Raw genomic sequence first — 13223 nt, forward strand, 5'->3', positions numbered from 1 at the left:
AGCGGCAGGCTCAGGCGCTCGCCCGGACCTCCAGCAGCGCCGTCGCGCGGGCGACGACCAGGTCCACGACCAGCGGGTGCGGGCCGATGACGTCGGCGACGACGGACGCCCCCACCGACTCCCGGCGGGCGCGGGCGGCGAAGAACCCCTCGGCCAGCAGGTACGGCGAGACCGCGTCCCCGGGCCGGACCACCTCGGCGGGGCGGAGACCCTCGCCGGTGAGCGTGGCCAGTCGCACCGGGCCGCCCCAGGCACCGGCGAGCAGGTCGCGGGCGCGGACCAGGTCACGCATCGCCAGCGGATCGGTCGATCCGGCGGCCACCATCGTCACCGGCTGACCGGCCCGGGCACCGGCGGCCAGCAGCCGGTCGACCTGGGCGGAGGCGAGCAGCGGGTCGGGACCGAGCGGTCGCGCGCCCCCGAGGTCCTCGCGCACGTGGTAGCCGGTGGACAGCAGCAGCGGGACGACGAGCGACGGCTCGGCCGGCAGCGAGGCGAAGATCGGCTCGCAGAGCTCGACGTACGACGCCACCGCGGGGAGCCCGAGCCGCTCGCCGGCCGCGGCGGTGAGCGAGCGCGCGACCTCGTTGCCGGTCGCGTGCCGGGTGCCGTGGGCGACGGTCACGAGCCTCACGAGTCGTTCACCGCCAGCCGGTAGCCGCGCTTGACGACGGTCTGCACGGCCTTGGTGCCGAGCGCCGCGCGGAGTCGGGCCACCGCCATCTCGACCGCGTGCTCGGAGCCGGCGGTGCCGCTGGGCAGCATGGCCAGCAGGGCGCGGCGGGAGACGACGTTGCCCGGGTTGGCGACCAGGGCGTGCAGCACGGCGGTCGGGGCGGGAGAGAGCTTGACCTCGAGGCCGTCGAGCAGCACGTCGTCGCCGTGGAGGAGCAGCAGCGCCCCGCCCTGCAGGCTGATCGACAGCCCCTCACGGCGCGAGGGCAGCTCGACCTCGAGCTGCTTGACCATCGCGGCCAGCCGGGACCGCTCGGGGAAGATCGTCGGCACGCCCCACAGCTCGAAGGCGGCCGCGGTGACGGGACCGACGCAGGAGGCGATCACGTCGGCCTGGAAGGCGGTGATCACGTCGTCGCGCCGCCCGACCGGGCCGGCGGCGTCCATCAGCGCGGCGACGGCCGGCGCGGAGGTGAAGGTGACCGCGTCCAGCCGGCGGTCGGCGATCAGCTCGATCATCCGGAACATCGGCTCCGGGTCCTCGGCGCCCGCGACCCGGTAGACGGTCACGACCGTGACGTCGGCCCCGCGCCGGCGCAGCGCGTGGGCGACCATGGACAGCGACTGGCCGTGCTCCTGCACGACGATCCGCAGGCCGGTGAGGTCGCGGCCGCGCAGGTGCTCCAGGACGTCCTCGAAGCACTCCGACTCCGGCGCCCACATCTCCCGCAGACCGCGGCGGCGCAGCGCGCCGACCGACTTCGGGCCGCGCGCGAGGATCTCGGCCGAGGACAGGGCGGCGACGAGCGGGTCGGCCAGGCCCCACCCGTCGGCGGCGAGGAACCAGGTCCTCATCCCGATGCCGGTGGTCGCGAGGAACATGTCGACCGGGCGGGCCAGCACCTCCTCGGTCGCCGCGCGCAGCGACGCGTCGTCGACCTGGTTGGGGTCCTGCGAGAGCGCCGGCGCCCACTCGACGGTGGCGCCCCGGCGCACGAACAGGGCGATCTGCTCCTCCACCTTGCGCGCGGCCGTGACACCCACGCGGAAGCCGGTGAGGGGCAGGTCAGTCATGAGATTCCCTCCTGCGGCCCACGGAGACCACACCGTCGGCGACCAGGACGTCGTACGTCGGAACCCGGACCGCCGCGTCGTCGAGGCACTGTCCGGTGCGCAGGTCGAACCCCTGCTTGTAGATCGGCGACGCCACGAACGGGATCTCGCCCCGGGTCCCGACGATGCCACGGGCCAGCACCGAGGCCCGTGAGAAGGGATCGTAGTTGGAGATCGCGAGGACCTCGTCGTCGTAGGTCCGGAAGACCGCGACCGCCTCGCCGTCGACCAGGGCCGCGACCCCGCCCTCGACCTCGATCTGGTCGAGCCGGCAGACCGTGGTGAAGGTGGTCATCGCGGCGCTCCCACCGGGATCGTCGAGCCAAGCGAGACCGGACCGTCGCTGTCGGCCGGGGCGATCTGGCCGCGCTCGGCGCGGAAGGAGATGTTCGGGTCCGGGGTGTCGGGGGCGTTGACGAACGACACGAACCGGGCCAGCTTCTCCGGGTCCTCGATGGTCTCCTTCCACTCGTCGAAGTAGGAGTCGACGTGGCGGACCATCGCCGCCTCCAGCTCCGAGCCGAGCCCGAGCGCGTCGTCGACGACGACCTCCTTCACCCGGTCCAGGCCGCCGTCGAGGGAGTCGACCCAGGGCGCGGTGCGCTGGAGCCGGTCGGCGGTGCGGATGTAGTACATGAGGAACCGGTCGAGGTAGCGGATCAGCGTCTCGGTGTCGAGGTCGCCGGCCAGCAGCCGGGCGTGGGCGGGGGTGGCACCGCCGTTGCCGCCGACGTACAGGTTCCAGCCCTTCTCGGTGGCGATCACGCCGAAGTCCTTGGACCGGGCTTCCGCGCACTCCCGCGCGCAGCCGCTGACCCCGCCCTTCAGCTTGTGGGGCGAGCGCAGGCCGCGGTAGCGCAGCTCCAGGTCGATGGCCAGCTGAACGGAGTCCTGGACGCCGTACCGGCACCAGGTCGACCCGACGCACGACTTCACGGTCCGCAGCGACTTGCCGTAGGCGTGGCCGGACTCGAAGCCGGCGTCGACCAGCCGCCGCCAGATCTCGGGCAGCTGCTCCATCCGGGCCCCGAAGAGGTCGATCCGCTGGCCGCCGGTGATCTTGGTGTAGAGCCCGTAGTCGCGGGCCACCTCGCCGATCACGATCAGCTTGTCGGGGGTGATCTCGCCGCCGGGGATGCGCGGCACCACCGAGTAGGTGCCGTTGCGCTGGATGTTGGCGAGGTAGGCGTCGTTGGTGTCCTGCAGGGTGCGGTTGCCCTCGGCCAGGACGTGCCCGTTGAGCTGGCTGGCCAGGATCGACGCGATCGCCGGCTTGCAGACGTCGCACCCGCGGCCGGTGCCGTGCGCCTCGACCACCTGGTCGAAGCGGGTGTGCCCGTGCACCGCGACGACGTCGAAGAGCTCCTGCCGGGTGAGCGCGAAGTGCTCGCAGAGGCTCTTGTCTACGACCTGCCCGACCGAGGTGAAATAGTCCTCGATGATCTTCTTGACCTGCACCTTGCAGGACCCGCAGGTCGAGCCCGCCCGGGTGGTCACCCCCGCCGCGGCCGCCGCGACGATGTCGCCCTTGGTCACGTCGTTGCACGAGCACACCTGGGCCTCGTCGGGCAGCGTCACCCCGGCGCCCGACCCGCTCGTGACCGGGAGGATCAGCTCCTCCGGGTTGGCCGGCAGCTCGATGCCGCTGGCGACCATCGGCCGCAGCACGCCGTACGCCGAGGCGTCGCCGACCAGGATCCCGCCGAGCAGCTGCTTGCCGTCGTCGGAGACCACCAGCTTCTTGTAGACCCCCGCGACCGCGTCGGCGTAGACCAGCTCGAGCGCGCCCGGCGTGGTGGCGAACGCGTCGCCGAAGCTGGCCACGTCGACGCCCATCAGCTTCAGCTTGGTGGACATGTCGGCGCCGGTGAACGAGCCCGGCCCGCCGAGGAGCGCGTCGACCACCACCTCGGCCATCGCGTAGCCCGGGGCGACCAGGCCGTACATCCGGCCGGCGGGCGCCGCGCACTCCCCGATCGCCCACACGTGCGGGTCGGAGGTCCGGCACCGCTCGTCGACCAGGACGCCGCCGCGCTCGGCCAGGTCGAGGCCGGCGCTCCGCGCCAGTGCGTCGCGGGGGCGGATGCCGGCGGAGAAGACCACTACATCGGCCTCGATCGGGGTGGCCATCTCCTTCAGCGCCAGCCCCGCCGCTCGACCGTCCCGCTCGACGACGGCGGAGGTCATCGCCCCGGTGTGCACCGAGAGGCCCAGCTTCTCGATGTGCCGGGTCAGGACGGCGCCGCCGGCGTCGTCGACCTGCACGGCCATCAGCCGCGGCGCCATCTCGACCACGTGGGTCTCCAGGCCGAGTTGGGCGAGCGCGTTGGCCGCCTCCAGCCCGAGCAGGCCACCCCCGATCACCGCCCCGACCGTCGCGGTCGCGGCGGCCTCGCGGATCGCCTCGAGGTCCTCGATGGTCCGGTAGACGAAGCAGCCCGGCAGGTCGTGGCCCGGGATCGGCGGCACGAACGGGGCGGCGCCGGTGGCCAGCACCAGCTCGTCGTAGGCGAGCACCTCGCCGCTGCTCAGCAGCGCGGTGCGCGTCTCGGGGTCGAAGCCCTCCACGGTGGTGTCGAGCAGGAGCCGGACCCGCGGGTCGTCGTACGCACCCTCGGGGAGGAACGACAGCTCGTCGGCCCCGCGCTCGAAGAAGGAGGTCAGGGCGACCCGGTCGTACGCCGGCCGCGGCTCCTCCCCCACGACGACGAGGTCGTGGGTCTCGGTCAGGCCGCGCTCGATCGCGGCCTGCACGAACCGGTGGCCGACCATCCCGTGGCCGACGACGACCAGCTTCTTCCTCAGGTGCGGGCTCATGCGTGTGCTCCTTCCGTGACGAGCTGCTCGACCGCGGCGGCACAGCCGCCGCAGCCGGTGGTGGCGCGGGTGGTGGTGCGGACGTCGTCGTACGACGAGCAGGCGCGGATCCGGCCCGCGGTGACGCCCGCGCAGGAGCAGACCTCCGCGTCGTCGGGCAGCCGCTGCGGGACCTCCGCCGTCGCCCGGTCGGGCATCAGCAGCAGGCCGGGCTCGCGGGCGCCGAGCACGGTCTGCCGGTCGTAGTGCTGGGTGATCAGGCCGATCCGGGACAGGTCGCCGACCAGGGTGCCGGCGACGATCCGGCCGTCGCGGACCACCAGCCGCCGGTGCGAGCCGACGATCGGGTTGGTCACCTCGACCACCTCGCCCGCGGCGGTCTGTGGGTCGCCGAGCACGGCCACGTCGAGGCCGGTCGCGCGCAGCCGGGCGACCGAGCGGGTGCCGGTGTAGACGACCTCCTCGCCCGCGAGGTGCCGGGCCAGCAGCCCGGCCTGCTCCCAGGCGGGCGGGACGAAGCCCGTCGTACGGCCGCGGTGCTGGGCGCAGTCGCCGATCGCGAAGACGCGCTCGTCGTCGGTGCGGAGCCGGTCGTCGACCACGATCCCGCGCCGGACCTCCAGCCCCGCGCGGCGCGCGAGCGCGGTGCTCGGACGGCCGCCGGCGGTGAGCACCACGAGGTCGGTGTCGAGCGTGTAGCCGTTGTCGAGGACCAACCCGTCCTCGGTGAGCCGTACGGCGCGGGCGCCGGTGTAGACCGTCGCGCCCAGCCGCCGGAGGTCGCGGGCCAGGATCCCCCCGGCCTTCTCGTCGACCTGGCCGCGGAGCAGGTGCTCGCCGCCCTCGACGACCTCGACCGCCAGCCCGCGCACCCCCAGCGCGCGGGCGACCTGCAGGCCGAGCAGCCCGCCGCCGACGACCACCGCGGTCCGCGCGCCGGCCGTGACCGCCCGGTCCAGCCGGGCGCAGTCGTCGAGGCTGCGGAACGCGTGCACCCGCTCGTGCAGCCGCCCGTCGACCCGGACCAGCCCGCGGATCGGCGGCAGCGTGGGGATGCTCCCGGTGGCGAGCACCAGGGCGTCGTACGGCACCCGGCTGCGGTCGGCCAGCTCGACCTCGCGCTCCTCGCGGTGGATCTCGACCGCCCGGGTCCCGAGCCGCAGGTCGACCTCCGGGCGCAGCCCGAGCCCGATCGCGCCGACGTCGTGGGTGCCCTCCAGGACCGCCGAGAGCAGGATCCGGTTGTACGGCGGGTGCGCCTCGTCGCCGAGCAGCGTCACCTCACCGCCCCGCGCGACCAGGTCGTCCGCCAGCCGCGCCGCCGCCATCCCGGCCCCGACCACCACGGTCCTCATGCGGGGGTCTCGCCGGTGGTTGACGTGTGAGAGAAGCGAGCCTCGAAACCCGGTGACCCGAGAGTCGGCCCCGATCCAGGTCGCTGGTGGGCTGCGGGGATCTCGATACGCTCGCTGGCGCTCGCTACTCGACCAACGACAGCGCGCTCGCTCGCGCTCGCTACTCGACCAACGAGCCCTTCGTTGGTCGAGTAGCCGTCGCGAGGGACGAGCGACGGCGTATCGAGACCCACCTCCGCCGCACACACCTTGAACTCCGGCATCCGCGAGGACGGGTCCAGCGCGTCGTTGGTGAGCCGGTTGGCACCGACCCAGTGGAACGGCACGAAGATCGTGTCCGGTCGGATCGTGTCGACGATCCGCGCGGGCGCGCGCAGCGACCCGCGCCGGGTGGTCACCATGACCGGCTCCCCGTCGCGGGCGCCGATCCGGGCAGCGAGCATCGGGTGCAGCTCGACGAAGGGGCCGTCGTCGGGGAGGTCGCGGACCCGGCGGGTCTGGGCGCCGGACTGGTACTGCGCCAGCACCCGGCCCGTCGTCAGGTGCACGGGGTAGTCGGCGTCGGGCTGCTCGGCCGCGCCGGCGTGCTCGACGTCGACGAAGCGGGCCCGGCCATCGGGGGTGGCGAACGAGTCCGCGAACATCCGCGGGGTGCCGGGGTGGTCCTCGGCGGGGCACGGCCAGAAGACCCCGTCCTCGGCGCGGATCCGGTCGTAGGTGATGCCCGCGTAGTCCGCGCGCCCGCCGGCCGAGGCGAGCCGCAGCTCGGCGAACGCCTCCTCGGGGTCGGTCGGGAAGGCCGCCGTCGATCCCAGCCGCGACGCCAGGCCGGCGTACACGTCGAGGTCGCTGCGGACGCCGTCGGGCGGGGTCACGGCGCGCTCGCGCAGGATCACCCGGCCCTCGAGGTTGGTCATGGTGCCGCTCTCCTCGGCCCACTGGGTCACCGGCAGCACGACGTCGGCCATCGCGGCGGTCTCGCTGAGCACGATGTCGGCGACCACCAGCAGGTCGAGCGCGGCGAGCCGCTCGGTGACGCGGGTGGCGTTCGGCGCGGAGACCACGATGTTGGAGCCGAACACCAGCAGGGCCCGCGAGCCGGTGCCCAGCGACTCCAGCAGCTCGTACGCCGACAGCCCCTTGCCCGGGATCGACTCCGGATCGACGCCCCACACCCGCGCGACGTGCTCGCGCGCGGCCGGGTCGTCGATCATCCGGTAGCCGGGCAGCTGGTCGGACTTCTGCCCGTGCTCGCGGCCGCCCTGGCCGTTGCCCTGCCCGGTCAGGCAGCCGTAGCCGGCGTGCGCCTTCCCCGGCATCCCCAGCGCCAGCGCCACGTTCAGCCAGCCGAGCACGGTCGCCGTGCCCTGGCTGTGCTGCTCGGCGCCGCGGGCGGTCAGCACCGTGACCGTCCCGGCGCCGGCGAGCAGGCCGGCCAGCGCGCGCAGCTCCCCCGCCGACACCCCGGTCACCCGCTCGACCCGCTCCGGCCACCAGGCCGCAGCGGTACGACGGACCGCGGCGAAACCGGTCGTGCGCGACGCGACGTACTCCTCGTCGACCGCGCCGGCGGCGTCGAGCAGGTGCAGGACGCCGAGGGCCAGCGCCAGGTCGGTGCCGGGCACCGGCTGGAGGACCGTGTCGGCCCGGGCCGCGGTCGCCGTACGGCGGGGGTCGATCACCACGACGTGCCCGCCGCGCTCGCGGAGCCGGTCGAGGTGTCGCGCGGCCGGCGGCATGGTCTCGGCCAGGTTGGAGCCGACCAGCACCAGCACGTCGGTCCGCTCGATGTCGGCCAGCGGGAACGGCAGCCCGCGGTCGATCCCGAGGGCCTGGTTGGCGGCCGACGCGGCCGACGACATGCACCAGCGCCCGTTGTAGTCGATCCGGCTGGTCCGCAGCGCGACCCGGGCGAGCTTTCCGAGCAGGTAGGCCTTCTCGTTGGTCAGCCCGCCGCCCCCGAAGACGGCGACCGTGTCGGGGCCGTGCGCCTCCTGCAGCGTCCGGAGGCGGGTGGCCACGACGTCGAGCGCCTCGTCCCACGACGCCGCCCGCAGCTCGCCGGTCGCCCGATCGCGCAGCAGCGGCGTGGTCAGCCGCTCGCGGTGGCCGCGGAGCCCGGTGGCCGTCCAGCCCTTGCGGCACAGCGCGCCCTCGTTGACCGGGAAGTCGCGCTCCCGGACTTCCAGCCGGCGGCTCCTGCTGGAACCTGCTTGCCCCGAGGAGGCGAGGGACGAGCCGACTCGAAGGGTCATGCCGCACTGCAGGGAGCAGTAGGGGCAGTGGGTGTCGGTCAAGGCCGATCAGATCCCGGCGTTGGCGAGGCTGGTCGCGGCCTTGGCCGGCGCCGGCTTGCGGAGGAAGACCGCCCAGGTCACGACCGCGCAGACGACGTAGAAGGCGGTGAAGACCACGAACGCGCCCTTGGTCGCCTCCATCGGCTGGTCGACCCACGGCGAGCTGAAGGCGATCGGGATCAGGAACCCGCCGACCGCACCCACCGCGCCGATGACGCCGATGGCGGCCGAGGCCTTCTTGGTGCCGGCGTGCAGCGCGGCCCCGCGCTCCGGGGTGCCTGGCGTCGTGGCCCGCTCGGCCTGGGTCCGGAAGATCGCCGGGATCATCTTGTACGTCGACCCGTTGCCGATGCCGGTGCTCGCGAAGACGCAGAGGAAGAACGCGAGGAACCAGGGGAACCAGGACTGGTTGTCGTCCGCGATCGCCGGGCTCTGGCCGGGGTTCGGCGTCAGCTGCGTCAGCGTCCAGAGGACGGCGAGCGTCGAGACGATCATCCCGGCGAAGGCGCCGAGGGTGACGCGGGCGCCGCCGTACTTGTCGGCGAGCCAGCCGCCGAACGGCCGGGTCGCGGAGCCGACCAGCGCGCCGAGGAAGGCGAAGTAGGCGAAGTAGATGCCCGTGCCGAGCGGCGCCGGGTCCGGCACCCAGAAGTTGAGCTTGATCAGCAGCGGCATCGCGGCGGAGTAGCCGATGAACGACCCGAACGTGCCGATGTAGAGGAACGCCATCACCCAGGTCTGCTTCTCCTTCACGACCGCCAGCTGCTCGCGCGGCCTCGACTGCGCGGAGGTGAGGTTGTCCATGAAGAAGTACGCCGCCAGGGTCGCCGCGACCGCGAGGCCGGCGTACACGTAGGCCGCCCGCTCCAGGCTGATCCCGCCCTCGGCCGCCTTGACCAGTCCGAAGATGCCCGCGCCGCCGATGATCACCGGCAGGAAGAGCTGGATCAGCGCGACGCCCAGGTTGCCGCCGGCCGCGTTCAGCCCGAGCGCCGCGCCCTTCTTGTCACTCGGGTAGAAGAAGTTGATGTTGGCCATCGAGCTGGCGAAGTTGCCGCCGCCGAGACCCGCGGTCGCCGCGATCAGGCAGAACAGCCAGTACGGCGTACCCGGGTTCTGCACCGCCACCGCGAAGCCCAGCGTCGGGATCAGCAGCAGCGCCGCGCTGGCCATCGTCCAGTTCCGGCCGCCGAACCTCGGCACCGCGAACGTGTACGGCAGCCGCAGCAGCGATCCGACCAGGTTGGGCAGCGCCACCAGCAGGAACAGCTGCTGCGGCGAGTAGCTGAAGCCCATCGACACCAGGAACGCCGAGCTGACGCTCCAGATCAGCCAGACCGAGAAGCCCAGGTGCTCCGCGAAGATCGACCAGACCAGGTTGCGCCGGGCCACCCGCCTGCCCGTGCTCTCCCAGAACTCCGGCTCCTCCGGCCGCCAGTCGTCGATCCAACGTCCGGTACGGCGGGCGGCGGGCACGGTCTCGGCGGCCGCGCGGCTCTCGGTCATCGTCATGTCGGTGCTCCTGGTGGGGTGAGGTGCCTCCACCCTCGACAGCCGCCGTAACACCGGCGACATGACGCCGTACCGATGTCGTCAACTTCTCCTCACGACCTCACGCCCCTCACGACCTCACGGCGGCGACCCCCGCTGCTCGAGGCGCGAAGGCCGCCAGGCCCGACCCTCGTCCCTCGCTGGTTGAGGTGCGAGCGGAGCGAGCCTCGAAACCCGACAACCCGACAACCAACGCCCAGCGACCCACCACCAAGCGCACAGCAGACAACAACACGAGACCGACCCCGAACTCACCAGGTTTCGAGGCTCGTCGCTAGCGCTCCTCACACCTCAACCAGCGACACGCCCCCCCGCTGGTTGAGGTGCGAGCGGAGCGAGCCTCGAAACCCGACAACCCGACAACCAACGCCCAGCGACCCACCACCAAGCGCACAGCAGACAACAACACGAGACCGACCCCGAACTCACCAGGTTTCGAGGCTCGTCGCTAGCGCTCCTCACACCTCAACCAGCGACACGCCCCCCCGCTGGTTGAGGTGCGAGCGGAGCGAGCCTCGAAACCCGGTGACCCGACCGTCGGCGCCGAGAGGTCCTCCACAGCCCCAGTCGACGTCGTTGCCACGGCCCGAGCACCCGGGAACGCTTCAGGCATGCCCTACACCTATCTCCTGCGCTGCTCCGACGACTCCTACTACGCCGGCAGCACGTGGGACCTGGAGGTACGGCTCTGGCAGCACAACGAGAGTCCCGACCTGGGCGCGGCGTACACCCGCAGGCGACGGCCGGTGGAGCTCGTCTGGAGCGCGTGGTTCGACTCGGTCGAGGAGGCGTACCTGTTCGAGAAGCGCATCCAGGGGTGGAGCCGGCGCAAGCGCGAGGCGCTCATCCGAGGCGAGTACGACGCGCTGCCGGACCTCTCGCGTCGTGCGGCCGTGCAGCGGCGGGCTGCGACGTCCGAGGCGACCGGGTCGGCACCGACTCCCGGCTCACCGGGTTTCGAGGCTCGGGCCTAGCGGCCCTCACACCTCAACCACCGGGAGAAAGGCCCGGGCCTAGCGGCCCTCGCACCTCAACCACCGGGAGGAGGGCCCGGGCCCGGCGGCCCTCGCACCTCAACCACCGGGAGGAGGGCCCGGACCTAGCGGCCCTCGCACCTCAACCACCGGGAGGAGGGCCCGGGCCTAGCGGCTCTCGCACCTCAACCAGCGGGGGAGGAGAGCCGACCGCTCGTCGTACGAGAACGACCGCTCGCCGACGCGGCACGCCCGCTGGGCGAACGTCGGGCGCGCACCCCTCTCCGTCGTACGACGACCGCTCCTACGGTGACGGCGATCACACCCGCTCGTCCGAGAGGACCCACCGTGGCGTCACGACCCGATCCGAAACAGGCCTCCCCGCACGACCCCGTCTACCAGGAGCTGCACGCCCGGCCCGAGTTCACCGAGCTGCGCCGGCTCTACCGCGGCTTCGTCTTCCCGGCGACGGTCGCGTTCCTCAGCTGGTACCTGCTCTACGTCGTGCTCTCCAACTGGGCGCACGACTTCATGAGCACCAAGGTCGTCGGCAACATCAACATCGCGCTGGTGTTCGGGCTGCTGCAGTTCGTGACCACCTTCCTGCTGGCCTGGCTCTACAGCCGGTTCTCGACCGCGAAGCTCGACCCGCTGGCCCGCCAGCTCGACGACGAGTACCGCGAGCACCAGGCGAAGGGGGTCTGACATGGACGACCAGGTGCTCACCACGACCCTGTTCCTCGCCGTCGTCGCCCTGACGGTCGGCATCACGTTCTGGGCCAGCCGGCAGAGCTCGGGCACGGCCGACTTCTACGCTGGCGGCCGCTCGTTCTCCGGCGTCCAGAACGGCCTCGCGATCGGCGGCGACTACATGTCGGCCGCCTCGTTCCTCGGCATCTCGGGCGCCATCGCGCTCAGCGGGTACGACGGCTTCCTGTACTCCATCGGCTTCCTGGTGGCCTGGCTGGTCGCCCTGCTCCTGGTCGCCGAGATGCTGCGCAACTCCGGGCGCTACACGATGGCCGACCAGCTGGCCTACCGGATGCGGCAGCGGCCGGTGCGGATGGCGGCGGCCAGCTCGACGGTGATCGTGTCGATCTTCTACCTGCTCGCCCAGATGGTCGGCGCGGGCGCGCTGGTCACCCTGCTGCTCGGCGTCGACGACCAGGCCGTCAAGAACCTGACCATCGTGGCCGTCGGCGCGCTGATGGTCTTCTACGTCACCGTCGGCGGCATGAAGGGCACCACCTGGGTGCAGATCGTGAAGGCCGTGCTGCTGATGAGCGGCTCCGCGCTGATCGTGGTGCTGGTCCTCATCAAGTTCAACTTCAACATCTCCGACCTGCTCGGCTCCGCCGCGAACAACTCGGGTGCGGGCTCGGCGTTCCTCGAACCCGGCCTGAAGTACGGCGCCACGATGACCAGCAAGATCGACTTCCTCAGCCTCGGCATCGCCCTGGTCCTCGGTACGGCGGGTCTGCCGCACATCCTGATCCGCTTCTACACGGTCCCGACCTCCCGCGACGCGCGGAAGTCGGTGCTGTGGGCGATCGGCCTGATCGGCGTCTTCTACCTCTTCACCCTGGTCCTCGGCTTCGGCGCGGCGGCCCTGCTCGACACCAGCACGCTCGACGCGGCCGGCAACCTGGCCTCGCCGAAACTGGCCGAGGAGGTCGGCGGCGGTGCCGGCTCGACCGGCGGCGCGATCCTGCTCGCCCTGATCGCGGCGGTGGCCTTCGCGACCATCCTCGCGGTGGTGGCCGGACTGGTGCTGACGTCCTCGGCGTCGGTGGCCCACGACATCTACAACAACGTCGTGAAGAAGGGCCAGGCCACCGAGCAGCAGGAGATCCGGATGACCCGGATCGCCGCCGCCGCCATCGGCGCGATCGCCATCCTGCTCGCCATCCCGGCCCAGAACCTCAACATCGCGTTCCTGGTCGCCCTGGCCTTCGCGGTCGCGGCCTCGGCCAACCTGCCGGCGATCGTCTACAACATGTTCTGGCGCCGCTTCAACACCCGTGGCGCGGTGTGGAGCATCTACGGCGGCCTGATCTCCTCGGTCGGCCTGGTGATCTTCTCGCCGATCGTCTCCGGCAAGGGCGAGGACCCCACCGGCAAGAACCTGTCCCTGCTGCCCACCAGCATCGACATCTCCTGGTTCCCGCTGGAGAACCCGGGCATCGTCTCCATCCCGCTCGGCTTCTTCTTCGGCTGGCTGGGCTCGGTGACCTCCCGCGAGCCCGAGGCCGAGGAGCGCTACAACGAGCTCGAGGTCCGCGCCCTCACCGGCGCGGGCGCCGAGCAGGCCGTCCAGCATTAGCAACTCGTTGGTCGAGTGGCCAGGCCAACGCGGCGGGTCTCGATACGCCACCTCGTTCCTCGGCGGCTACTCGACCAACGAGACCTCAGACCATTGGACGACTCCAACGAGACCTCAG

General features: G+C 72.3%; 10 protein-coding genes. 3 read left to right on the forward strand and 7 right to left on the reverse strand.

The window, feature by feature from the left end; translation table 11 throughout:
* Window positions 1–10: 10 nt before the first annotated feature.
* Genes BLT76_RS08940 through BLT76_RS08970 form a run of 7 tightly spaced genes read right to left on the reverse strand, consistent with a single transcriptional unit; the run spans window position 11 to window position 9769 of the window.
* The gene (locus BLT76_RS08940) at window positions 11–634 is read right to left on the reverse strand and encodes a sirohydrochlorin chelatase (protein WP_090854012.1); all 624 of its coding nucleotides are present in this window, start codon (window positions 632–634) and stop codon (window positions 11–13) included.
* The gene (locus BLT76_RS08945) at window positions 631–1749 is read right to left on the reverse strand and encodes a uroporphyrinogen-III synthase (protein WP_090854015.1); all 1119 of its coding nucleotides are present in this window, start codon (window positions 1747–1749) and stop codon (window positions 631–633) included. The genes BLT76_RS08940 and BLT76_RS08945 overlap by 4 nt, the downstream gene beginning before the upstream one ends.
* Complete coding sequence (gene nirD / locus BLT76_RS08950; protein WP_090854018.1) at window positions 1742–2083, reverse strand: nitrite reductase small subunit NirD; 342 nt, start codon at window positions 2081–2083, stop codon at window positions 1742–1744. Before nirD ends, BLT76_RS08945 begins: the two co-directional genes overlap by 8 nt.
* Complete coding sequence (gene nirB, locus BLT76_RS08955; RefSeq protein ID WP_090854021.1) at window positions 2080–4605, reverse strand: nitrite reductase large subunit NirB; 2526 nt, start codon at window positions 4603–4605, stop codon at window positions 2080–2082. Before nirB ends, nirD begins: the two co-directional genes overlap by 4 nt.
* Window positions 4602–5960: an FAD-dependent oxidoreductase gene (locus BLT76_RS08960; RefSeq protein WP_090854023.1), complete on the reverse strand. Its 1359-nt coding sequence runs from the start codon at window positions 5958–5960 to the stop codon at window positions 4602–4604. Before BLT76_RS08960 ends, nirB begins: the two co-directional genes overlap by 4 nt.
* Window positions 5957–8257 carry a molybdopterin oxidoreductase family protein gene (locus tag BLT76_RS08965; protein ID WP_257024101.1) on the reverse strand — a complete coding sequence of 767 codons (2301 nt, stop codon included), beginning with the start codon at window positions 8255–8257 and terminating at the stop codon, window positions 5957–5959. The genes BLT76_RS08960 and BLT76_RS08965 overlap by 4 nt, the downstream gene beginning before the upstream one ends.
* Window positions 8258–8263: 6 nt before the next feature.
* Window positions 8264–9769 carry an MFS transporter gene (locus BLT76_RS08970; RefSeq protein ID WP_090854027.1) on the reverse strand — a complete coding sequence of 502 codons (1506 nt, stop codon included), beginning with the start codon at window positions 9767–9769 and terminating at the stop codon, window positions 8264–8266.
* Between the two features lie 650 nt (window positions 9770–10419).
* Here BLT76_RS08970 and BLT76_RS08975 point away from each other — a divergent pair.
* From BLT76_RS08975 to BLT76_RS08985, 3 genes are all read left to right on the forward strand, one after another.
* Window positions 10420–10782 (forward strand): GIY-YIG nuclease family protein, encoded by a 363-nt coding sequence (locus tag BLT76_RS08975; RefSeq protein WP_090854029.1) that lies wholly within the window; start codon window positions 10420–10422, stop codon window positions 10780–10782.
* Between the two features lie 348 nt (window positions 10783–11130).
* Complete coding sequence (locus tag BLT76_RS08980; protein WP_090854032.1) at window positions 11131–11487, forward strand: DUF485 domain-containing protein; 357 nt, start codon at window positions 11131–11133, stop codon at window positions 11485–11487.
* 1 nt (window position 11488) lies between these two features.
* Window positions 11489–13105, forward strand: coding sequence for a solute symporter family protein (locus BLT76_RS08985; RefSeq protein ID WP_090854036.1), 1617 nt, complete (start codon window positions 11489–11491; stop codon window positions 13103–13105).
* The last annotated feature ends 118 nt before the right edge of the window (window positions 13106–13223 follow it).

This window comes from Nocardioides lianchengensis, assembly GCF_900101465.1.
GTDB classification, from domain to species: domain Bacteria; phylum Actinomycetota; class Actinomycetes; order Propionibacteriales; family Nocardioidaceae; genus Nocardioides; species Nocardioides lianchengensis.